Below are 20,597 nucleotides of genomic sequence, written 5' to 3'. Positions count from 1 at the left end.
TTGGACCCTATGTCGAACGTCACATCCCGCTCGGTCCTGGTGACCGGTGGTAACCGCGGTATCGGTCTCGCGGTCGCCCAGCGCCTGCTCGCCGACGGCCACAAGGTCGCCGTCACGCACCGCGGATCGGGGGTGCCGGAGGGTCTGTTCGGAGTGAAGTGCGATGTCACCGACAGCGAGTCGGTCGACCGTGCGTTCACCGAGGTCGAGGAGCACCAGGGTCCGGTCGAGGTGCTGGTCGCCAACGCGGGTATCACCGACGACACCCTGCTGATGCGGATGACCGAGGACCAGTTCGAGCGCGTCATCGACGCCAACCTCACCGGCGCTTTCCGCTGTGCCAAGCGTGCCAACCGCGCCATGCTCCGCGCGCGGTGGGGCCGGATGATCTTCCTCGGCTCCGTCGTCGGTCTCGGCGGTGGCCCCGGCCAGATCAACTACGCCTCCTCCAAGGCGGGCGTGATCGGTATGGCGCGCTCCATCACTCGTGAGCTGGGCTCGCGTTCGATCACCGCCAACGTGGTCGCTCCCGGTTTCATCGAGACCGACATGACCGCCGAGCTGCCCGAGGATCTGAAGGAAACCGCCAAGAAGTTCATTCCGCTGGGTCGCCTCGGCCAGGCCGAGGACGTCGCCGCGGTGGTCAGCTTCCTGGCGTCGGAGGACTCGCGCTACGTCACCGGTGCCGTCATTCCGGTCGACGGCGGCATGGGCATGGGTCACTGATCCGCTAACGGATTGCCCCGCGCCACCGACAAGGTGGCGGCAACCATACTGATTTCAGGAGAACCGAAAACTCATGGGCGGACTGCTCGAAGGCAAGACCATTCTGGTCACCGGCATCATCACCGATTCGTCGATCGCGTTCAGCGCGGCGGCGGTCGCGCAGGAGCAGGGCGCGAAGGTGATCATCACCGGCATCCCGGAACGGCTGCGGCTGATCGACCGCATCGCCAAGCGCCTGCCGCAGGAGGTGCCGCCGGCGATTCCGCTGGACGTCACCAACGAGGAGAACCTGGGCGCGCTGGCCGACGCCCTGCGCGAGCTGGCGCCCGAGGGCATCGACGGTGTGCTGCACTCGATCGCCTTCGCGCCCAAGACCCTGATGGGCCCGGACGCGGTGCCGTTCCTGGAGGGCCCCGGCCCCGATGTGGCGAAGTCGTTCGAGATCTCCGCGTGGAGCTACGCCTCGCTGGCCCGCGCCGTGCTGCCCGTGATGAACGAGGGCGGCTCCATCGTCGGCATGGACTTCGATCCGCGCGTGGCGATGCCGTACTACAACTGGATGGGTGTCTCCAAGGCCGCGCTGGAGTCGGTGAACCGGTACGTGGCCCGGGAAGTGGGCTACGCCAAGAAGATCCGCTCCAACCTGATCGCCGCGGGTCCGGTGAAGACCCTCGCGGCCAAGGCCATCGCCGGTACCGCGACCGACGACGCCAAGCAGCTGCGTCAGCTCGACGAGTACTGGGACGGCGCGTCGCCGATCGGCTGGGACGGCGCCGACGCGCGCGCGGTCGGCAAGTCGATCGTCGCGCTGCTGTCGGACTGGCTGCCCGCCACCACCGGCTCGATCATCTACGTCGACGGCGGCGCCAGCCACAACATGTGGTTCCCCGAGGGCTTCACCGCCAACTGATGACCGACGGCCTGCTGCTGCTGTCCTTCGGCGGTCCCGAGGGTCCCGAGGACGTGATCCCGTTCCTGGAGAACGTCACTCGGGGCCGCGGGGTACCCCGGGCGCGGCTCGACGAGGTTGCCCAGCACTACCTGCATTTCGGTGGTGTCTCGCCGATCAACGCGCTCAACCGCGACATCATCGCCGCGGTCGAGGCCGATCTGGCCGACGCCGGGCTCGACCTGCCGGTGTACTTCGGCAACCGCAACTGGCATCCCCTGGTGGAGGACACGGTCGCGCGGATGACCGCCGACGGTGTGCGCTCGGCCCTGGTCTTCCCGACCTCGGCGTGGGGCGGGTACTCGGGCTGCCGCCAGTACGACGAGGACATCGCCCGCGCGCGGGCCGCGGTCGGTGCCGATGCGCCGGAACTGGTGAAGCTGCGCCAGTACTTCGACCATCCGCTGCTGATCGCGTCGTTCGCCGACGCGATCACCGCCGCGGTCGCCCGGATCCCGGCCGATCGCCGCGACGGTGTGCGCCTGGTGTTCACCGCGCACTCCATCCCGATCTCGGCCGACATCGCCGCGGGCCCGCCCGCCGACGGCGGCCGCCTCTACAGCAGGCAGGTCGCCGAGGCGGCCCGATTGTGCGCCGCCGCGACCGGTTTCGCCGACTACGACCTGGTGTGGCAGTCACGGTCGGGCCCGCCGCAGGTGCCGTGGCTGGAACCCGACATCGTCGACCATCTGGATGCGTTGCACGGCAAGGGGATCGACGCCGTGGTCGTCTGCCCGGTCGGTTTCGTCTCCGATCATCTCGAGGTGATCTGGGACCTCGACAACGAGGCCGCGCAGAAGGCGGCCGAGCTCGGCATGGCCTTCGCCCGGGCCGCGACGCCGGGCACCGATGCGCGTTTCTCGCGCATGATCGTCGAGCTGATCCAGGAGCGACTCGCCGGGGGACCGGTGCGCGAACTGGGCGAGGTGCCGGGCTACGGCTGCACCGTCGACGGGGCCCTGTGCGCACCCGGCTGCTGCGCACCGGCGTCGCGTCCGGCCCGGCCCTGAACACAACCGGATAAACATTCGCCGGGTCGCCCGGGTCCGGGGAGTAGGCTTTGCGGAGTTGTGCTCGACAGATCGGAGGTATTCCGATGCGTTCGACGATGCTCCACCGCGGCCGGGTGGCTGCCCTGTTCGTGCTGACCGTGACCGCACTGGGCCTGAGCGGTTGCGGCGACGACTCCGGGTACGGCGACGCGGGCCCGGTCCCCACCGAACCCACCATCTCGCAGGCCTCGGTGGACGAACTCTGCGGGATCCTCGACGGTCAGCAGGGCACCTGGAAGGCGTTGGGCCCCCGGGTCGCCCGGGTGGCGTTCACCGGCGCGATGAAGCTGTGGACCGTGCAGGACACCACCGCCAACGCCGCGCTCTCCTGGAATCGCCACATCGTCGACACCGTCACCACTCAGACCTGTCCGGTCGTCCGTGACGACACCCTGGTGGTGCTCGACGTCCCCGACCTGAAGGCCGCGCTCGGCGGATTCTGAACCAGCGCTTGCCGCTTCGCCGCACCTGATCGCGGACCGGATAGTCGAGTAGTCGGGTACTCGCGCGTTCCCTCGCCCGCCCGGCGCATTCTCGTCCCACCTGCACGACAGGAGAGGACGATGCGACGCGACCCCGTTCGACCTGATCCGGCTCGAGCCCGCCCCCGGGCCGGCATCCGCCGGCCCACCGGCCGTATCCGCTGCGGCGTGGTACTGGCCGCGGTGGCCGCCGTCGTGTCGCTGTCGGTGGGTTGTGTGCGGCCCGCGGCCGATTCGCGCTCGCCCGGCCCCTCGGACCCCGGTCTCTCGGCGACCGCCGATCAGCAGTCGGCGACCGCACCGGGTGGCCGGTCACCCGGCGGTGAGTCGGCTCCCGACGGCGCCGGGGCCCCGGGCGGTCCGGTCGGTGAGGCCGGTGGTGGGAGCGCACCGGGCGGCCCGGTCGGTCCCGGCGCCCGGCCTCCCGGCGGCGGCCCGGCGCCCGCGAAGAAGCCCGGTGGCAACCAGGCGAAGGGTTCCCCGGTCAAGATCCCGTCCTTCACCGAAATCGGCAGCCCGTTCACCCCGGAGCTGAAGGGCCGGATCGAAGCCGCCGTCGCCACGGCCTGCCAGGAGGCCGGACACGACCCGACCTGCCTCGCACTCTCCTTCGTCCTGGGAACCCCGGACGCCCGCGTCTGTACCTTCAGCGGGCTCTCGCCGTCCAACGGAACCGTCGACCCCGGCACCCCGGTCACGGTGCAATTGTCCGGTAGCGAGCCGTGCCCGACCACCGACGACAACGGCGGCACCGGAACCGGTGGCGCAGGCCCGGCCGGCAGCGGTGGTTCCACCGGTGGTGGCGGCGCAGGTAGCGGGACCGGCGGTGACGGAACAGCGGGCAGCGGCAGAGGCGGAGCACCCGGCGGGGAGGGAACGACTGGGGGTGGCGGAACGCCCGGCGGAGAGGGAACGACTGGGGGAGACGAGACGCCCGGCGAGACGACCAGTGGAGGCGGGGCCGCCGGCGGCACTAGCGGCGGCGACGGTTCGACGGGCGGCAGTGCCGGCAACGGCGGGGGTACGAGCGGCGGCGAGACAACCGGTCCCGGCTCGGGGACGACCGGTGGAACGGGCGCCGGGACTTCGGGCGGCGGGCCGGGCGACAGCAGCGGAACCGCTGGAAACACGAGCTCCCGCCTCGGAGACGACACCCTGAACGGCCCTGCGGACACCGGCGGCACCGAAGTCTCACCGGCACCGTCCGGCGGTTGAACCGCGAGGCAAAGGAGGACGACATGAGCACAGACACCACCCCGGCCGACCCCGGAAACAGCACACACCGGGTAAACGGTGTACCGCGACCCACCCTCACCACGGAGGCCCCTACCTCCACCCCCGTCCCCGCCTCGGACGCGCCTGCGGCGGCCCCCACGACCGACGCGCCGGTCTCGACCCCGGCCCCGGGTGCCCCGGCCCCGCCGCCCGCCGAGACCGGCCTGTCCCGCCTCGGTCCGATGGTCCGCAATTTCGCCGCGCCGACCACGTTGGTGACCGCGCTGCTGTTCTTCTTCGGGTGGTCGCACGCCTTCTGGTTCTTCGACTACTTCGGCGTGAACTCGACGACGATCGGGTTGACGACGCAGGACTATCTGATGCGGAGTCAGGATTCGCTGTTCATTCCGCTCGCGGCTGGGGCCTGTCTGTTCCTGCTGTATCTGCTGGGACGCAGGGTGTTCCGGGAGTTCGTGGTGCCGCGGCTGAGTGAGGCGCAGCGTCGTCGGCTGGTGGGTGTGACCATGGTGGTCGGGTGTGTGCTCGTGGCCGCCGGACTGGTCAGCATCGTTGTCGCGACCCCGCTGCGGTCGCTGGTCGGGGCGCCGGGGCTGTGTCTGGTCGGTGGTGTCGTGCTGGTCGTCGCCGCGGTGCGGTTGCGGCGGGCCGCGCGCGGTGGTGCCGAACCGGTCGGGGACGTGCTCACCGCGGGGGAGTGGGGTGCGGTGTTCGCGCTCGTCGGGGTCGGCTTGTTCTGGGCGGTCGCAGACTATTCGGCGGCGGTCGGCACCGGACGGGCGATCGAGCAGGTCGCGCAGTTCCCGGACCAGCCCAGTGTCTCGGTGTATTCGGACAAGCGCCTGGGTCTGGCGGCTCCCGGCGTCACCGAACTCACCTGCCCCGCGCCCGATACCGCCTACCACTTCCGCTACGACGGCCTCAAACTCGTTCTGCAGTCGGGGAATCAGTACCTGCTGCTCCCGGAGTCCTGGAATCGGGCGGGCGGGGTCGCCTTCCTGCTGCCGCGCTCGGAGGCCAGCCGGATCGACTTCTTTCCCCCGGGCGCCGTCCCACCCGCCCACGATTGCCGCTGAGCGCGAGGTGAACGGATTCCGAACCGGCGCTTGCCACTTCGGATATCCGCTGCGCTAGCATCTGCGCGCAGACCTTCGAGGGAAGGTGGATGTTCGAGACGGGGGAGGCCCGATGAATCATGCCCACATGCCGGACGGTGTGCTGGCCCGCCGCGGTGGTGGCGGGGGAACCAGCGTCGGGATCGGCCTGCCCGATTGGCTGTGGATCACCATCCTGATCATCGTCGTGGTGATCGTCGCCGTCGTGGTGATCCGCAAGCTCAGCAGCGGCTCGAATGCGGGTGCGCCCCAGCAGATGCCGCCGCAGCAGTACCAGCAGCCGTATCCGCAGCAGTACCAGCAGCCACACGGATACCCGCAGCAGCAGCCGTACCCGCAACAGCAGCCGTACCCGCCGCAGTATCCGCAGGCGCAGTATCCGCAGCCGTACCCGGCGCAGCAGCCGATGCCGTATCCGCAGCAGTACGCGCCGTACCAGGGACAGCCGCAGTATCAGCAGCCCTACCGGCGCTGACCGCGGCTAGCGGGCGGGCCCGGCGGCGGCGTGTACCGCCACCAGCCGGGCTTCCCTGATGGTGTTCCACAGTGGCCGCAGCAGCGACTCGTGCGCGCCGATCGCGCTGGCCGAGGTCGGCGCGGACGCGGGCTCGTGCTGGGCGACGGTGAGGATCGCGGCCACATGGTCGGCGGTGTCGAGAATGCGCTTGGCGCGCAACGGGATCGAGTCGGGATAGGCGTGCCGGGAGTACGCTGCCAGCTGCGCTTCGATCTGCTCGCGCGGGTCCGCGTCGCCGGTGCCGACGGAGGTGGTGTGCAGTTGCATGAGCGCGTCGGCGGCGTCGCGGACGGACTCGCGCATCGTGTATTCGGCTTCGCCCAGCGACATGTCGGGCCCGGTGACGTGCGGGATGTCGACGCTGTACACGGTCCATTGCAGCGTCTCGTCGTCATCCCACTGCGGGATCAAACCGGTGCCCTGTTCGCCGGGGACACCGAGCAGCAGGCCCTCCTCGGCGTCGATCGCGTCGGCGGCGAAGGCGGTGCCGACCGGCAGCCCGCGCACGTCACCGGGGGCGGGCAGGACCAGGCGCAGGTGCGCGCCCTCGGGTGCCATCGCTTCGCGGATCACCTTGAGCAGCGGCATGACTCCGGTGCCGACGGACTCGCCCCGCGAGGTCCACGGCAGGTCGGTGCGGCCGCCGGTGACCGGGTCACCCGCGGCCAGCGTGTGTCGTGCCGCCCAGGCGTGCAGTGCCTCCAGGACGTCGTCGGGCGCGCTGGTACCGGCCAGCCAGGAGCCGGCCCACAGCGTCAGCGTGGCACTGGGAGAGCACATAATCATCGAGCATAAAGGTTTGCCCGGGATCGTGTGCGGGCACTGAGGGCCTGTCTGACCTGCGGGTGGACTTATTCCGGCTCGGTGACGAAGTCGATGAGCCGTTCGACCGCGCCGATCAGCGGCGCCTCCAGATCGCGGAACGAGTCGACGGCGTTGTAGACGCGCCGCCACCCCTCTTGCGGTGTTCCCCAGCCCAGGCGCGCGCAGATCCCGGTCTTCCAGTCCTCGCCGCGCGGGACAGTCGGCCAGGCCTCGATACCGACCGCGGCGGGCCGCACCGCCTGCCACACATCGATGAACGGATGCCCGGTCACCAAGACGTGCGGGCCGAGGCCGGTGGTCAGCTGGGTCTCCTTGGAACCGGTCACCAGGTGGTCGACCAGCACGCCGACCCGGGCGCCGGGGCCCGGCCCGAATTCGGTCAGCTTGCCGCCGAGATTGTCCAGCCCCTCCAGATGCTCGACGACGACGCCCTCCACTCGCAGGTCGTGACCCCAGACCCGTTCGACGAGGGCGGCGTCGTGCACGCCCTCCACCCAGATCCGACTGGTCCTGGCCACGCGGGCGCGCAGTCCCTCGACCCGCGTCGATCCGGAGGCCGACCGGGTCGGCTGTTTGGCCGCCGCGGTCGCCGTCGGCCGTACCAGCGTGACCGGTTTGCCGTCGATGAGGAAGGCCGCCTCGCGCAGCGCGAACAGCCGGACCGCGCCGCGCCCGTCCTCGAGTTTGACGAAGTCGCCGTCGTAGCTGCGATCGAAACCGACTACCGCGCCGCAGAATCCGCTCGCCGCGTCCTCCACGACCAGATCCCGGTCGGCGCTCACCTTCGGCACCGGTGTCTTCTTGGTCCGCCGGTGTCCGGAATAGATGTCGCCGCCGTACATGTCACGCCCACTCACCCGGCCGAGCTTAGAGGCGCGGGCAGGCCGGCGGCGGTAGCGGCGCGCGAAAGCGGTTGGACCCCATGATCGCGGCCGGGGTCGGCGAGGCCGCCCAGAAAGCCGTTATCGCGGCTAGTCTGGGATGGTGGCCGCAATAGTCTGGCTGATCGCGGGCATCGTCCTCGCGGCGGCGGAAATGCTCACCGGGGATCTCACCCTGCTCATGCTCGGTGTCGCCGCGCTGGGCACCGCGGGCATCAGCGCCGCCGCGGACCTACCGCTGTGGGGCGACGCGCTGGTGTTCGGTGCGGTCGCGGGCGTGCTGTTCCTCGGGGTGCGGCCGGTGCTGCGCCGCAAATTCGGTTCCCCGCCCCCGATTCCGACCAATGTCGATGCGCTGCCGGGGAAGTCGGCGCTCGTCCTCGAACAGGTCGCGGCGCATTCGGGTCAGGTGAAGCTCGGCGGTGAGGTCTGGACCGCACGACCGCTGGACCCGACCGAAGTCTACGACGCCGGCGTGACCGTCTATGTGATGAAGATCGACGGCGCGACCGCCGTCGTCTGGAAGGGTCCCTAGCAATGGTTGCCTTGATCGTGGCCGCTGTCCTCGTCCTGCTGGTCGTGGTGGTGGTCTTCAAATCGATCGCCCTCGTTCCGCAGGCCGAGGCGGCGGTGATCGAACGGCTCGGACGCTACTCGCGCACCGTGTCCGGTCAGCTCACATTCCTCGTCCCGTTCGCCGACCGTGTCCGCGCGAAGGTGGACCTGCGTGAGCGGGTCGTGTCCTTCCCGCCGCAGCCGGTGATCACCCAGGACAACCTCACCCTGCAGATCGACTCGGTGGTGTACTTCCAGGTCACCAGCCCGCAGGCCGCGGTGTACGAGATCAGCAACTACATCGCCGCCGTCGAGCAGCTCACCGTCACCACGCTGCGCAACGTGGTCGGCGGGATGACGCTGGAGGAGACCCTGACCTCCCGCGACCAGATCAACAACCAGCTGCGTGGCGTCCTCGACGAGGCGACCGGTCGCTGGGGCCTGCGCGTGGCCCGGGTCGAGCTCAAGTCCATCGATCCGCCGCCGTCGATCCAGGAATCGATGGAGAAGCAGATGAAGGCCGACCGCGAGAAGCGGGCGATGATCCTCACCGCCGAGGGCACCCGCGAATCGCAGATCAAGACGGCCGAGGGCGCCAAACAGGCGCAGATCCTGGCCGCCGAGGGCGGCAAGCAGTCGGCGATCCTGTCGGCCGAGGGTGAGCGGCAGAGCCGCATCCTGCGCGCGCAGGGTGAACGCGCCGCCTCCTACCTGCAGGCCCAGGGCCAGGCCAAGGCCATCGAGAAGGTGTTCGCCGCCATCAAGAACGGCAAGCCGACGCCGGAGCTGCTGGCCTACCAGTACATGCAGACGCTGCCGATGGTGGCGCGCGGCGACGCCAACAAGGTGTGGCTGGTGCCCAGCGATTTCGGCAAGGCGCTCGAGGGCTTCGCCCAGAACTTCGCCACCAAGGGCGAGGACGGGGTGTTCCGCTACGAGCCGTCGACCGAGGACCATCCGCCGGTGAAGATCGAGGACGACTCCGACGTCGCCGACTGGTTCGAGACCGCGTCGGACCCCAAGATCGAGCAGGCCGTGCGCGCCGCCGAGGCCACCGCTCGCACCCCCGTCGAGGGTTTCGAGCCGCCACGACCGAAAACCGTTGCGCCGGTGGAGCCCTCGCCGCTACCGACACCGCCGCCGATCGCCCCGCAGCAGCAGCCGCCCGCGTCGCGCCCGGACGATCCGTACGGCCGTCCCTGGCAGCCGCCGCACCACGGCTGAGCCGAGCGGTCCCGGCCGCCCCCGCCTGCGCGCGAGTGTGCCGAAAGCCGCCACCGGCCTCGGCGCGCGTGCGACAGTAGCGGGCGTGGGCAGGCGTGTGTCCGGGAACCTCCCGGCGGAAGTGACCAGCTTCGTCGGCCGCGATGACGATGTCGCGACGGCCAAGCAGTTGCTCGCCGGTACCCGGCTGCTCACCCTGACCGGGGTGGGCGGGGTCGGCAAGACCCGGTTGAGCAGGCGGGTCGGCGAGGCCGTGCAGCGGGCGTTCGCCGACGGTGTGTGGCTGGTCGAGCTGGCGCACGTCAGCGACCAGAACCTGGTCGCTCCGACGGTGGCGCGTGAGCTCGGCCTGCGCGATGACACCAGCGCCCCGCTGGCCGTGCTCACCGACTTCCTGGCCGACCGCGATCTCCTGCTGATCCTGGACAACTGCGAGCACGTGATCGGCGCGTGCGCGGCGCTCGCGGACCGGATCATCCCCGCGACGACCGGCCTGCGGATCCTCGCGACCAGCCGTGAGCCGCTCGGCGTCGCGGGCGAGCAGGTCCTGCCGGTGGCGCCGCTGTCGGTGCCCGACCCGGACTCCGGCGAGCTCGACAGTCCCGCGGCCCGGCTGCTCGTCGATCGCGCGAGCGCGGCGAACCCGGCCTTCCGGCGGACCCCGGCCAACGCGGCGACCCTGGCCGCCATCTGCCGACGGCTCGACGGTATTCCGCTCGCGCTGGAACTGGCGGCGCTGCGGATGCGGATGTTCACCCCCGAACAGGTCCTCACCCGCCTCGACGACGCGATGGGTCTGCTCACCACCGGGCTGCGGACCGCGCCGCACCGGCAGCAGACCTTGGCCTCGGCGATCCGCTGGAGCTATGACCTGTGCACTCCCGACGAGCAGTCGCTGTGGGAGCAGCTGTCGGTGTTCGCGGGTGGCTTCGACCTCGACGCCGCCGAAGCGGTCTGCCTGGTCGATGCGCCGGACGCGCTGCTGGCCGCGCTGACGGGGTTGGTGGAGAAGTCGGTGCTGGCCTACGGGCCCGGCAGCGACGGCGCAGGCCGGTATTCGATGCTCGAGCCTTTGCGTCAGTTCGCCGGGGACCGGCTGCGGGCACGCGGCACCGAGTACACGGTGCGCGTCGGTCATCGCGAGTACTACTACCGGCTCGCGTGCCGCGGGCGCACCGACTATTGGAGCGCCACCGACGTCGACTGGTTCCGCGACGTCAGCCGCGAGCACGCCAATCTCCGTGCCGCACTGCAATTCTCACTCGACGATCCGGCCGGTGCGCGGCGGGCGCTGGAGATCGCGACGGAGCTGTGGCCGTTCTGGGAGCACTGTCACTTCCTGCTGGAGGGCTACCGCTGGTTGTCCGCGGCGCTGGCGAAGGACACCGAGCGCACGGTCTGTCGGGCCAGGGCGCTGGCCGCGAGCTCGGTGATGGCGGCCATGCTCTCCGAGACCGACACGGCGGCGGAATTCGTGCGGGCCGGTACCGAGATCGCGGTCGAGACCGGGTCGGCCGAAGTGCAGGTCGAGACCGCGATGGCGGGCGCGGTGCTGGCCTTCGGGGCGGGCGAGCTGCATCGGGCGCTGGACATCTCGGTGGCCTCGTCGATGAGCGCGCACGAGTGCGCGCACCCCCAAGTGGAGATGGAGAGCCTGGCCTTCGCCGCGGTCTGCGCGCTGGCCCTGGACGACCCGATCGCCGGTGCCATGGCCGAGCGGCTGCTGGCGGTGACCACCGAGCACGGCTCGCACCTGCTCGGGGGGCTGGCCTACTGGGCGGTCGGCACCCAGCAGTGGCGTGACGGTGATCAGCGGAGCGCGGTCGCGGCGCTGCGCCGGTCGATCGAACTGTTCCAGCTCTTCGATCGGTGCGCCTGGCTCGCCACCAGCGTGGACGGCCTGGCCTGGGCGGCCGCCGCCGACGGCGACCTGGTGCGCGCGGCCCGCCTGATGGGCGTGGCATCGACGGTCCGCCGGGGCAGTTCGCAACGGCTGGCGCACGCGATGACCCAGCTCATCGGTCGGGGAGTGCGCGATCAGGTCCTCGCCGCACTGGGCGAGCGGGAGTTCGGGGCGTGCTTCGCCGCGGGTGCCGCGCTGCCCCTCGACGACGCCGTCGACTACGCGATGGACACCTCGTCGGCGCAGGCCCCGGCCGCCGAACCCGGCGGGATGGAAATACTGACCCGGCGGGAACGCGATGTCGCGCGCCTGATCGCCAAGGGTTACGGCAATCGCCGGATCGGGCAGGAGCTGGTGATCTCGATCCGCACCGCCGAGAGCCACGTCGACCACATCCTCACCAAACTCGGCTTCACCTCGCGCACCCAGATCGCCGCCTGGGCCAGCCGGAACTCCCTCTGACGGTGACACCGTCGCGGTGACACGGGGCAGGCGGTCCCACAGGGCGGGCCCGGCCTGCCACTGAGTGGGACCGAATCCGCGCGCAGTGCAACCCCGTGCCGAGAGTGGGGACGGGGGTGACGGGGGAAACATCCGTAGTCGCCGAGCGATCTCCGTAGTTTCCGCGATTCCCGCGCACCACCGGGACGGCACTGTGATGGGGGACACCATCGCTAGGCAAATGAGGTGACCCATGACGGTCGACGTACTCGTCCAGCCCCGGTCCGCGCAGCACAGCGGTCCGCCGCCGTCGTCCATGATCGAGCGGATGACGGCGATCCTGGACGCGTTCGACGGGCCCGACCCGGTCCGCTCGCTGCTCGAGGTGGCCGACCGCACCGGCCTGCCCCGCTCGAGCGTGCACCGCATCATCGATCAGATGGTCCGGTTGCGCTGGCTGGCCCACGCGCCGGGCGGCTACCGGCTCGGGACACGGGCGCTCGAGGTCGGCGGGCTCGCGGTCGAGCACAACGAGATCAGGGAGGCGGTGAGTCCGCTGCTGCACGAGGTGTGTCAGCGGACCGGCATGGTCGGGCACCTCGGTGTGCTCGACGGTCCCGAAGTGCTCTACCTGGACAAGGCGGCGGGCCGTTCCCGCGACAGCATCCCCACCCGGCTCGGCGGCCGGATGCCCGCGCACTGCACAGCGGTCGGCAAAGCGTTGCTGGCCACGTTGGAGCCGAGCGTCGTCGAGCTGGCGTTCCGGGAGCGGCTGCCGCAGCGGACGCCCCGCACGATCGGTCGCCGGGCCGAACTGCACCGCGAGCTCGATCGCGTCCGGAGTCATCAGGGGATCGCTGTCGATCGGGAGGAATCGGTCGCCGGTGTCGTGTGCGTGGCGGTGCCGATCCGGGGCCGGGCGCCCGGGGCGGTCGCCGCGTTGTCGCTGTCGGGCAGGCTCGGTGGGCCGCGCGCACCCGGCACGAGCCGGTTGGCGCATATCCTCGTCGACGTCGCCGACGAGGCCGCGCGGGCGGTCTTTCCGCGCTGCGGGCGCCGGCACTAGCCCCCGGGGTCAGTGCGGGAGCGGGAGCAGCTCGACCAGCGTGCCCCGGCCGGTGCCGGGTGGCAGCACGGCCAGGGCCTGGCAGCCGATCAGCCCGGCCAGGTGCGGCGTGTGCGCGGGTCCGGTACTGCGCCACACACCACCGGTCTGCTGCTGAACGGGAACCAGGCGGGTCGAGGCCCCTTCGAGCACGCCGGCGTCGGAGAGCCGCCCCCACATGGTGGGCCCCGGTGTCCGCTGGGTCAGGGCATCGACCACCGCAGGGCCGATGGCGAGCAGCGCCGCGATCGCGGCGAACGGATTGCCGGGCAGCCCGAGCAGTACGCGTCCGTCGGGCAGCTGGGCGACCAGAGTGGAGCCGCCCGGCCGGATGGCGGCGCGTTCGACCACGATCCGGGCGCCCAGGTCGGCCAGCAGGGTGCGCAGGTGGTCGGCGGCGCCGCGCCCGGTCGCCCCGACCATCACCACCAGGTCGGCGTGGGATTTCAGGGTCAGCCAGGAGCGCAGCAGGTCTTCGCCGTCGGCCAGATGCCACAGGCCGGTGCTCTCGATATCGCAGCAGCGCAGGAACTGGGGCAGCACCGGACCGAGGGAGTCCCTGGTCTCGTTCGCGCCGAGCGGGCCGACCGCGCGGATCTCGTCGCCGGTCATCACGACGTCGGCGCGCAGCGGGCCGCGCACCGTGACGGTCTCGGCTTCGGCGCTCAGGGCCGCCGAGGCCAGTGCGGCCGACACCCGGGTGCCCGCGCGCGCCAGCTCGACCCCGCTGTCCCAGTGCTCACCCTGGCGGCGGGTGTCGTCGCGCACCGGGGCGCCCGGCGCGCGCATCACCACCGGCTTGCCCGAGACGGTCGTCTGCACCACGTGCTCGTCGCGCAGCGTGGCGGTGGTACCCAGCGGGGTGGCGGCGCCGGTCGCGATCCGCACTGCCTCACCGGGCGCGAGCACCACCGAGCAGCCGCGGCCTGCGTAGCGGACCTGCTGGTGCAGGCTCCACCACGGTCCGGGGCCCGCGACGGCGTAGCCGTCCATCGCCGCACTGTCCACGCGGGGCAGTGGCCCGCCGGTCGTGAGTGCGGTGGCCAGCGTGGCGCCGATCGCGTCGGCCACGGGTAGCTCCCTGACCCCGATCGGTCGCAGACGCGCGGCGATCAGTGCGCGCACCTCGGCCAGCCCACATCCCACGGCCGGAACAACCACGCCCGCTCGCGCGCTCACCACCACGTCCAGCCTCCGCCCACAATTCACCGACAATCCGACTCATCGTGCGCATCGGCCATTGCCTGCGATTTTCTGGCCAGTTGCCCCACGATGACGTTGTGCTCACCCGGCGGCAGCCCCGCTCGTGCGGATTCGGACACATCACCCTCGGCGCGATCCCCGGCCGCTCCTCGCGCGCAGCCGTGCCCCCCCGGAGCCCGATCCCCGATCGCATCGTAGCGACCCGCCGGGTGGAGCGCCGGGTCGTTCAGGGACGCACGCCCCGGGCGTCCAGGAGCATGCCGAGGTAGCCGAGTTCCTGGCTCTGGGACTGGGCCATGGCGCGGGCGGCCTGTTTCACCGGCCCGGACGTGAGCAGGGCGTCGGCGGCCCTGGCCATGGTGACCCCGCCCGAGTGGTGGCGGTACATCAGTTGCAGGAACAGGGTTTCGGCGTCGGCGCCGCGCGCGGCCGACAGCGCGTCGAGGTCGGCGGGGGTGGCCATACCCGGCATCGCCGTCGTCGAATCATGGTGGTGCCCTGGGGAGGTCGCCATCCACGTCATCGGCTGTGCCGACGTCGGAGCCGCGCCCGCGAGCTGGGTCCAGCCGAGCAGGGTGCCGATCTCCACCCGCTGGACGGCGGCGATCTGGTCGGCCATCTTGCGCACGGCCGGATCGGCGGCGGGATCGAGACGTTCGGTGAGGATCAGCGCCTGCTGGTGGTGGGCGGTCATGTCCTGCACGAAGCCCAGCTCGACCGCGTCGAGTACCGGTGCGGGCGTGGCGGTCTCGGTGATCAGCAACGGCCGCAGCGCCGCGCCGAGCACCATCAGGAACACCGCGGCCGCCCCCAGAGCCGCGACCCGCATCGCGCGCCCCACCCTCACGACCCCACGGTCGACTGCTGATCCGCCGGCGGCGAATACACGTCGTTGTCGAGGTGCAGCACCATGAACCCGTTGTCGGAACAGGTGACATAGAGCTGGTCGCCTCGCCACTCCGGCGGCGAGAAACACCAGTCGCTCGACATGTCGCCGAACGCGATGTCGCCCGCCCGCGAAGTCAGCACCTGGGCGGGATCGAACAGCCCCTCGGCCATCGCCCGCAGGGCCGCGGGCGCGCTCATCACCGGAACGCCGATGATCGAGGCCAGCGCGTGCGGTGAGTTCCACACCTCCAGGTTGCGGCCGGTCCGCGCGGGCGGGTTGAAGTACGCGATCTCGCGGATCGCCCCCGGATCGCGCACGTCGAACACCCTGATTCCCGACGAGATCCATCCGCACGCGAGCGCTGTCGGATCGTCGGGGCGATCCGCCGCGCAGTAGTGCGATTCGTAGGAGAACGCCGAACCGCCCATCGACGACCCGACATTGGCATCGATGTTGGCCGGCAGATTGATCTCCAGCTTGATCTTCGCCGTGATCCGCGGATCACCGTCGACCGAGACATCGATGAGCTTCACCCCGCCGGAACCGCCTTCGTCGACGGTGAAGACGTGCGGCACACCGTCGTAGGTCACCGGCACGCTGTGCTGGGTGGCCCACCCGTCGGTCCAGAACGTCCGGCCCAGGTGGGGCACCTGCGGATTCGGGTCGCGCCGCTGCACCGCGCTCACATCGAGCACGGTGAAACCGCCGAGCGCGGAGATGTAGAGCCGGTTGCCGTCCGGGCTCACGCCGAGGCCGTGCGCCTCGATTCCGGTCAGTCCCTGCCAGATCACGCGGGGGTGGGCGGGGTCGGTGAGATCGATCGCGCTCAGGAAGCCGGGCGCGATCCCGGAGGCCCAGTAGGTGCGGCCGTCGGGGGAGAAGCCGCCCTCGTGCGTCGTGATCGGCAGCGGCATCAGCAGATTCGAGCCGGTGCCCGGATTGAGCAGTCGCGGGTGCGCGCAGTCGGAGATGTCGTAGACCGACAGATAGCCCGCGCCGATCCCGACCGGGACCCCGGTGCCGACCAGCAGCTTGCGAGTGGTGTTGACCTTCAACGTCTCCCAGGTCCCGGCCAGCATGGCGGGCTCGGCCAGCGTCGCGGTGCGACGCGGGTTCGCCGGATCGGACACGTCGAGCACCTGCACGCCCTGCTGCTCGCTGAGCATGTTGCCGGGGAAGAACGTGCCGACATAGGCGCAGTGCTCGAAGCTGGTGGAGGTGATGCCAGCCCCGCGCCCCTGGTAGTTGCCGACCATCGACATATTGCAGCGGTAGCCCTGCGTGCTGCGGCCACTGTCTCGGTCAGCGGCGGGCACGTCGCCCTGCATTCCCGTCTCGGGAAGCGAACCCGGTCCACAGTCGGCCCGCGGCACCGATGTTCGTCCGACATCCAGGAATTCCTGCACGGCACCGGTGAGATCCGCGAACGGATCCGCCGCCGATCCCGCCGGCACCCCCATCGCCACCAGCACCGCGACCGCGGCCGAAGCCGTGAATCGCAGGACCGTCCGTCCCGACCGTGCGCGCATCGTTGCCTCCCGATCATGCCCTGCGACCAAACTGACTCAGACAGCAGTCGCTGCTTTGGATGGTAAGTCGGGCGGCCCCTCGGCGCGGGCGATTTCGCCGAACGGCCGCTCGACCGGCGGGTCGGGGTCCCCCACCCCGGTGGGGGAACGCTGTACGGTTGCCTGCGTTACGACTGCGCGTCTGTCAGGGCCGTCTTCCGCGACCGGAAAGGACTCGGATTCCATGTCGAACGATGTCGTAGGCAGGTCCGGAGCCGCGGACGCGGACGGTGGCCGGGTTGCCGGTCGATCGCCGGGCAAGCCCCGGATCGATCTGTTCGTCTTCTGCGCCACCGCGATCGGCGCACTCGCCTTCGTCGCCTGGGGTGTCCTCGACGACGAGAGCCTGGCCTCGGCGGCGGGCACCGCGCAGAAATGGGTCATCACCAACACCGGCTGGTTGTTCGTCCTGGTCGCCACGGCGTTCGTCGTGTTCGTGATCTGGCTGGCCGTCAGCCGCTACGGCCGGATCCCGCTCGGCGCCGACGACGAGAAACCCGAATTCCGCACCGTCTCCTGGATCGCGATGATGTTCAGCGCGGGCATGGGCATCGGCCTGATGTTCTGGGGTGTGGCGGAACCGTTGTCGCACTTCGTGACTCCGCCGCCGCACACCGCCGAACCCGGTACCCCGGCGGCCGCCGAGGTCGCCATGGCCACCACGCTGTTCCACTGGACACTGCACCCGTGGGCGATCTACGCGGTGGCGGGCCTGGCCATCGCCTACGGCACCTTCCGCAAGGGCCGCTCGCAGTTGATCTCCGCGGTGTTCCGGCCACTGCTGGGCAGGCACGCCGACGGGATCGGCGGGCGCGCCATCGACATGATGGCGATCTTCGCGACCCTGTTCGGCTCGGCGGCCTCGCTCGGTCTCGGTGCCCTGCAGATCGGCGCGGGCATGGAGTTCAACGGGTGGATCGACGGCATCGGCAAGATCGGCCTGGTCGCCATCATCTCGGGCCTGACCGTCGCGTTCGTGCTGTCGGCGGTCTCGGGTGTCGAGCGCGGCATCCAGTGGCTGTCGAATATCAATATGGTGCTGGCGCTGGCGATCGCGGCGTTCGTCTTCGTCGCCGGGCCGACCCTGTTCGTCTTGAACATGGTGCCGACCTCGATCGGCGACTACGTGGAGATGCTGCCGACGATGGCCTCCCGCACCGGCGCCGGCGACGAGGCGATGCAAGGGTGGCTGTCGAGCTGGACGATCTTCTATTGGGCCTGGTGGATCTCGTGGACCCCGTTCGTCGGCATGTTCATCGCCCGGATCAGCCGCGGCCGCACCATCCGCCAGTTCGTCACCGGCGTGCTGCTGGTGCCCAGCGTGGTCAGCCTGCTGTGGTTCGCGATCTTCGGTGGCGCGGGCATCGCCGAACAGGCCGAGCACGGCGACCTCACCGAGCCCGACGGCACGGTCGACTCGGACTTCGCGCTGTTCCACCTGCTGGACCAGTACCCGATCACCTCGATCACCACGGTGGTCGTGATGATCCTGGTCGGCATCTTCTTCGTCTCCGGCGCCGACGCGGCCTCGATCGTGATGGGCACCCTGTCCGAACGCGGCAGCATCGAACCCTCCCGCCCGATCGTCATCTTCTGGGGCGCCGCCACCGGCGCCGTCGCCGCGATCATGCTGGTCATCGCCGACTCCGACGACCTGGGCGGCGCCCTCACCGGCCTGCAAGCCCTCACCACCGTGGTCTCCCTGCCGTTCCTGGTGGTGATGGCCGCGATGTGTGTCTCCCTCTACAAGGACCTCCGCGAGGACCCCCTGATCCTGCGCGCCGACCGCGGCATCGAACTCGTCGAGGTCGCCGTCGACAAGGGCACCGAACAACACGAGGGCGACTTCGCCCTGGTCACCGAACCCACCGAGGACGCCGACGAGAAGCCGAGCTAGACCGTCCGCTCGATCCGCGCCTGCGCCGAGGTGAGCTCGGCGCAGGCGCGGCGCAGGCGGTCCCGCAGGATATCGGAGCTCTCGGCCACCGCGGCCTGGGCCCGCACGTAGTCGGCGCGGCCGCCGGGTGTTTCGATGCGGACCGGCTCGTAGCCGAATTCGCGCAGATCGTACGGGCTGGCGCGCATGTCGAGTTCGCGTGCGGTGCAGGCGAGTTCGAAGCAGTCCAGCAGCAGGTCCGACGGGATCAGGGGAGCGAGCTTGAAGCTCCACTTGTAGAGGTCCATGTTGGCGTGCAGGCAGCCGGGTTGTTCCCGCAGGATCTGGTCGGCGCGGGTGAGGGGCTCGGCGTTGCGGCCGACGGCGTCGGGGGTGAAGAAGCGGAAGGCGTCGAAGTGGGTGCAGCGCAGCGACATCGACTCGACGACCGCGTCGGTACCGGCGTGGCCCAGGCGCAGGGGGACCTGCTGGTGGCGGACGTCGTCGGTGCGGTAGACCATCGCCCACTCGTGCAGGCCGAAGCAGGACAGGTGGGTGGGACGCTGGGCGGTCGCGCTCAGCAGCCGTTCGACGAAGGCGATCGTGTCGCGCCGTTTCGCCAGGTAGGCCGGGTCGGCGGTATACACGTCGGCGTCGACCCGGTGGTAGCCGCGAGCGCCCGCGTACTCGCGCGCGTCGCTCAGGGCGATGCCGAACCCGGGATGCCAGCGTCGCAACTGCGCGGGCTTGTGGCCGTAGTAGGTGAACAGGAAGTCGATCACCGGATGGGTGGTGCCCGCCGCCCGGCGTTCGAGGTAGGGCCCGACCAGCTCGTCGAGCCGCTCCCGATGCGCCCGCGCGCGGGCCTGCCACTCGACCGCGGGCAGCACCCGCGGGCCGAGAGCATGGTCCAGGTCGTCATGCGCGCTCACCGGGACATTCTCCCGCATCGGTTCGACGCGGCGGAGCCACCCCGAACTCACGCCGGTGACGGGACTGTTCGCTGGTGACGTCGGCGACGGCCTGCTTGCCCGGAGGGGAGCGGGCACCAAGAGGGGATCAGTCGGTCGCGCCGAATTCCTTGCGGTAGTGCTCGGACAGGGCCGGGAAGTAGTCGTCGAAACGGACGGTGGCCGGGTCCTGGTCGGTTTCGGCGGCGACCAGGCGATCGAGGTAGTAGTCCCAGCCGGGGCCGACGCCCTCGGCCATGGTGGGGTCGGGCACGTTCTGGGCGAAGACGAGGGTGGTGATGCCCGCTTCTTCGGAGAGATCGAGACGGAGCTGCCAGTGCTCGGGGTTGTCCCCGTCGTAGGGCATGGCGGTGGTGATCCGCAGCCGGTGCGGGGCATCGCACTCGTCGATGTGGAAGCGTTCGGCGGGCATCTCGCCCTCGAACAGCATCTGGAACTTCACCTCGCCGGTGGCCGGGTCGCCGGTCCAGGTGCCGAGCCAGCGCGCGAGCCGGTGTGGCTCGGTGACGGCGGCCCAGACGTCCTCGATCGGGGCGCGGAAGGTGCGCGTCCATTCGCAATAGGTGCCGTCGGCGAGATCGCGGCGATGTCCGGTCGCGGTGGGGATGGTCATGCTGTCTGCTCCTTGTCGGTGGCGGTGCCGGTGGTGGCCCGGCGTTCCCGGGTGGTGCGGCGGACCTCGAGGTCGAGACCGTCGAGCGCGTGCTCCGGAATCAGTGGCCTGATCAGGGGCAGCTGTTCCAGGTAGGCCCGCAGCGGGGCCAGGCCCTCGGGGGCGAGGCGATAGTGCCGTTCGCGGCCCTGTGGTTCGGCCTCGACGAGCCCCGCCTCGGTGAGCAGGCGCAGGTGCTTGCTGATCGCGGGCCTGCTGATGGGGTATTCGGCGGCGAGATCGACGACCCGGGCCGGTGCCCCGGCGAGCCGCACGAGCAGGTCGCGACGTACCGGATCGGCGAGCGCCTCGAACACATCCATCCTCTATTGGTAACGCATCGGTTACCAATTAGTCAAGGGCGCGAGTCACGCAGCGCACGAGAAACGGCCCGACCGATGTGGTCGAGCCGTTCCCGAGATGCCTGTTA

The 20,597-nt window shown here is 70.6% G+C and carries 20 protein-coding genes; 12 read left to right on the top strand and 8 right to left on the bottom strand.

The genetic code is table 11. The annotated features are described in order from the left end of the window. The first annotated feature begins 9 nt into the window (after positions 1–9). The 7 genes from fabG1 to Q7X29_RS22310 all read left to right on the top strand — a co-directional run bounded on the left by fabG1 (position 10) and on the right by Q7X29_RS22310 (position 6,032). Positions 10–726: a 3-oxoacyl-ACP reductase FabG1 gene (gene fabG1 / locus Q7X29_RS22340; protein WP_019050352.1), complete on the top strand. Its 717-nt coding sequence runs from the start codon at positions 10–12 to the stop codon at positions 724–726. Between the two features lie 73 nt (positions 727–799). Next, entirely contained in the window at positions 800–1,636 is an 837-nt protein-coding gene (gene inhA / locus Q7X29_RS22335; protein ID WP_218716513.1) for an NADH-dependent enoyl-ACP reductase InhA, read from the top strand. Further along, positions 1,636–2,685, top strand: coding sequence for a ferrochelatase (locus Q7X29_RS22330; RefSeq protein WP_218716514.1), 1,050 nt, complete (start codon positions 1,636–1,638; stop codon positions 2,683–2,685). The genes inhA and Q7X29_RS22330 overlap by 1 nt, the downstream gene beginning before the upstream one ends. A gap of 86 nt (positions 2,686–2,771) precedes the next feature. Next, entirely contained in the window at positions 2,772–3,170 is a 399-nt protein-coding gene (locus Q7X29_RS22325; RefSeq protein ID WP_316575273.1) for a hypothetical protein, read from the top strand. Between the two features lie 120 nt (positions 3,171–3,290). Next, positions 3,291–4,424 (top strand): hypothetical protein, encoded by a 1,134-nt coding sequence (locus Q7X29_RS22320; protein WP_316575272.1) that lies wholly within the window; start codon positions 3,291–3,293, stop codon positions 4,422–4,424. A gap of 23 nt (positions 4,425–4,447) precedes the next feature. Beyond that, complete coding sequence (locus tag Q7X29_RS22315) at positions 4,448–5,518, top strand: hypothetical protein (RefSeq protein ID WP_218716517.1); 1,071 nt, start codon at positions 4,448–4,450, stop codon at positions 5,516–5,518. A gap of 112 nt (positions 5,519–5,630) precedes the next feature. Continuing rightward, complete coding sequence (locus Q7X29_RS22310) at positions 5,631–6,032, top strand: hypothetical protein (protein ID WP_218716518.1); 402 nt, start codon at positions 5,631–5,633, stop codon at positions 6,030–6,032. 6 nt (positions 6,033–6,038) lie between these two features. Here the strand turns inward: Q7X29_RS22310 and Q7X29_RS22305 are convergent, their stop codons facing one another. Next, positions 6,039–6,854 (bottom strand): hypothetical protein, encoded by an 816-nt coding sequence (locus Q7X29_RS22305; RefSeq protein WP_218716519.1) that lies wholly within the window; start codon positions 6,852–6,854, stop codon positions 6,039–6,041. Between the two features lie 71 nt (positions 6,855–6,925). Next, complete coding sequence (locus Q7X29_RS22300) at positions 6,926–7,741, bottom strand: DUF3097 domain-containing protein (protein WP_316575405.1); 816 nt, start codon at positions 7,739–7,741, stop codon at positions 6,926–6,928. 142 nt (positions 7,742–7,883) lie between these two features. Here Q7X29_RS22300 and Q7X29_RS22295 point away from each other — a divergent pair, with 142 nt between their 5' ends. The 4 genes from Q7X29_RS22295 (at position 7,884) to Q7X29_RS22280 (ending at position 12,969) form a co-directional block, all read left to right on the top strand. After that, a complete protein-coding gene (locus tag Q7X29_RS22295) occupies positions 7,884–8,315 on the top strand; it encodes an NfeD family protein (protein ID WP_218716521.1) in 432 nt (143 codons plus the stop codon). Positions 8,316–8,317: 2 nt separating this feature from the next. Further along, complete coding sequence (locus Q7X29_RS22290; protein ID WP_218716522.1) at positions 8,318–9,559, top strand: SPFH domain-containing protein; 1,242 nt, start codon at positions 8,318–8,320, stop codon at positions 9,557–9,559. 85 nt (positions 9,560–9,644) lie between these two features. Then, positions 9,645–11,924, top strand: coding sequence for an ATP-binding protein (locus Q7X29_RS22285; protein ID WP_316575271.1), 2,280 nt, complete (start codon positions 9,645–9,647; stop codon positions 11,922–11,924). Between the two features lie 232 nt (positions 11,925–12,156). Next, positions 12,157–12,969, top strand: coding sequence for an IclR family transcriptional regulator (locus Q7X29_RS22280; protein ID WP_218716523.1), 813 nt, complete (start codon positions 12,157–12,159; stop codon positions 12,967–12,969). Between the two features lie 9 nt (positions 12,970–12,978). Here Q7X29_RS22280 and Q7X29_RS22275 read toward each other — a convergent pair whose 3' ends face one another. From Q7X29_RS22275 to Q7X29_RS22265, 3 genes are all read right to left on the bottom strand, one after another. Then, positions 12,979–14,187, bottom strand: a complete 1,209-nt coding sequence (locus tag Q7X29_RS22275) for a molybdopterin-binding protein (protein ID WP_308248363.1) — start codon at positions 14,185–14,187, stop codon at positions 12,979–12,981. Positions 14,188–14,437: 250 nt separating this feature from the next. Continuing rightward, complete coding sequence (locus Q7X29_RS22270; protein WP_308248364.1) at positions 14,438–15,058, bottom strand: DUF305 domain-containing protein; 621 nt, start codon at positions 15,056–15,058, stop codon at positions 14,438–14,440. Next, on the bottom strand, positions 15,055–16,629 hold the full coding sequence (locus tag Q7X29_RS22265; protein WP_316575270.1) for an LVIVD repeat-containing protein: 1,575 nt from the start codon (positions 16,627–16,629) through the stop codon (positions 15,055–15,057). The genes Q7X29_RS22270 and Q7X29_RS22265 overlap by 4 nt, the downstream gene beginning before the upstream one ends. A gap of 223 nt (positions 16,630–16,852) precedes the next feature. On the opposite strand from Q7X29_RS22265, the gene Q7X29_RS22260 reads away from it, so the two are divergent. Next, the gene (locus tag Q7X29_RS22260) at positions 16,853–18,565 is read left to right on the top strand and encodes a BCCT family transporter (RefSeq protein ID WP_218716525.1); all 1,713 of its coding nucleotides are present in this window, start codon (positions 16,853–16,855) and stop codon (positions 18,563–18,565) included. Here the strand turns inward: Q7X29_RS22260 and Q7X29_RS22255 are convergent. The 3 genes from Q7X29_RS22255 to Q7X29_RS22245 all read right to left on the bottom strand — a co-directional run bounded on the left by Q7X29_RS22255 (position 18,562) and on the right by Q7X29_RS22245 (position 20,490). Next, on the bottom strand, positions 18,562–19,494 hold the full coding sequence (locus tag Q7X29_RS22255) for a 3-methyladenine DNA glycosylase (RefSeq protein ID WP_394358725.1): 933 nt from the start codon (positions 19,492–19,494) through the stop codon (positions 18,562–18,564). The genes Q7X29_RS22260 and Q7X29_RS22255 overlap by 4 nt on opposite strands. A 109-nt stretch (positions 19,495–19,603) precedes the next feature. After that, positions 19,604–20,128, bottom strand: a complete 525-nt coding sequence (locus Q7X29_RS22250; RefSeq protein WP_218716526.1) for an SRPBCC family protein — start codon at positions 20,126–20,128, stop codon at positions 19,604–19,606. Next, complete coding sequence (locus tag Q7X29_RS22245; RefSeq protein ID WP_218716527.1) at positions 20,125–20,490, bottom strand: ArsR/SmtB family transcription factor; 366 nt, start codon at positions 20,488–20,490, stop codon at positions 20,125–20,127. Before Q7X29_RS22245 ends, Q7X29_RS22250 begins: the two co-directional genes overlap by 4 nt. Between the last annotated feature and the right edge of the window lie 107 nt (positions 20,491–20,597).

This window comes from Nocardia canadensis, from assembly GCF_032656385.1.
Lineage (GTDB): Bacteria > Actinomycetota > Actinomycetes > Mycobacteriales > Mycobacteriaceae > Nocardia > Nocardia canadensis.
This window is presented reverse-complemented; position numbering and strand designations above follow the sequence as displayed.

What these genes read in the sequence shown, in the direction of transcription:
- Q7X29_RS22320 (WP_316575272.1), top strand. Translation starts at nt 3,291, where the DNA reads ATGCGACGCGACCCCGTTCGACCTGATCCGGCTCGAGCCCGCCCCCGG.
- Q7X29_RS22245 (WP_218716527.1), bottom strand. Translation starts at nt 20,490, where the DNA reads ATGGATGTGTTCGAGGCGCTCGCCGATCCGGTACGTCGCGACCTGCTC.
- Q7X29_RS22330 (WP_218716514.1), top strand. Translation starts at nt 1,636, where the DNA reads ATGACCGACGGCCTGCTGCTGCTGTCCTTCGGCGGTCCCGAGGGTCCC.
- Q7X29_RS22250 (WP_218716526.1), bottom strand. Translation starts at nt 20,128, where the DNA reads ATGACCATCCCCACCGCGACCGGACATCGCCGCGATCTCGCCGACGGC.
- Q7X29_RS22325 (WP_316575273.1), top strand. Translation starts at nt 2,772, where the DNA reads ATGCGTTCGACGATGCTCCACCGCGGCCGGGTGGCTGCCCTGTTCGTG.
- Q7X29_RS22255 (WP_394358725.1), bottom strand. Translation starts at nt 19,494, where the DNA reads ATGCGGGAGAATGTCCCGGTGAGCGCGCATGACGACCTGGACCATGCT.
- Q7X29_RS22260 (WP_218716525.1), top strand. Translation starts at nt 16,853, where the DNA reads ATGTCGAACGATGTCGTAGGCAGGTCCGGAGCCGCGGACGCGGACGGT.
- Q7X29_RS22300 (WP_316575405.1), bottom strand. Translation starts at nt 7,741, where the DNA reads ATGTACGGCGGCGACATCTATTCCGGACACCGGCGGACCAAGAAGACA.
- Q7X29_RS22280 (WP_218716523.1), top strand. Translation starts at nt 12,157, where the DNA reads ATGACGGTCGACGTACTCGTCCAGCCCCGGTCCGCGCAGCACAGCGGT.
- Q7X29_RS22310 (WP_218716518.1), top strand. Translation starts at nt 5,631, where the DNA reads ATGAATCATGCCCACATGCCGGACGGTGTGCTGGCCCGCCGCGGTGGT.
- fabG1 (WP_019050352.1), top strand. Translation starts at nt 10, where the DNA reads ATGTCGAACGTCACATCCCGCTCGGTCCTGGTGACCGGTGGTAACCGC.
- Q7X29_RS22315 (WP_218716517.1), top strand. Translation starts at nt 4,448, where the DNA reads ATGAGCACAGACACCACCCCGGCCGACCCCGGAAACAGCACACACCGG.
- Q7X29_RS22305 (WP_218716519.1), bottom strand. Translation starts at nt 6,854, where the DNA reads ATGTGCTCTCCCAGTGCCACGCTGACGCTGTGGGCCGGCTCCTGGCTG.
- Q7X29_RS22290 (WP_218716522.1), top strand. Translation starts at nt 8,318, where the DNA reads ATGGTTGCCTTGATCGTGGCCGCTGTCCTCGTCCTGCTGGTCGTGGTG.
- Q7X29_RS22265 (WP_316575270.1), bottom strand. Translation starts at nt 16,629, where the DNA reads ATGCGCGCACGGTCGGGACGGACGGTCCTGCGATTCACGGCTTCGGCC.
- inhA (WP_218716513.1), top strand. Translation starts at nt 800, where the DNA reads ATGGGCGGACTGCTCGAAGGCAAGACCATTCTGGTCACCGGCATCATC.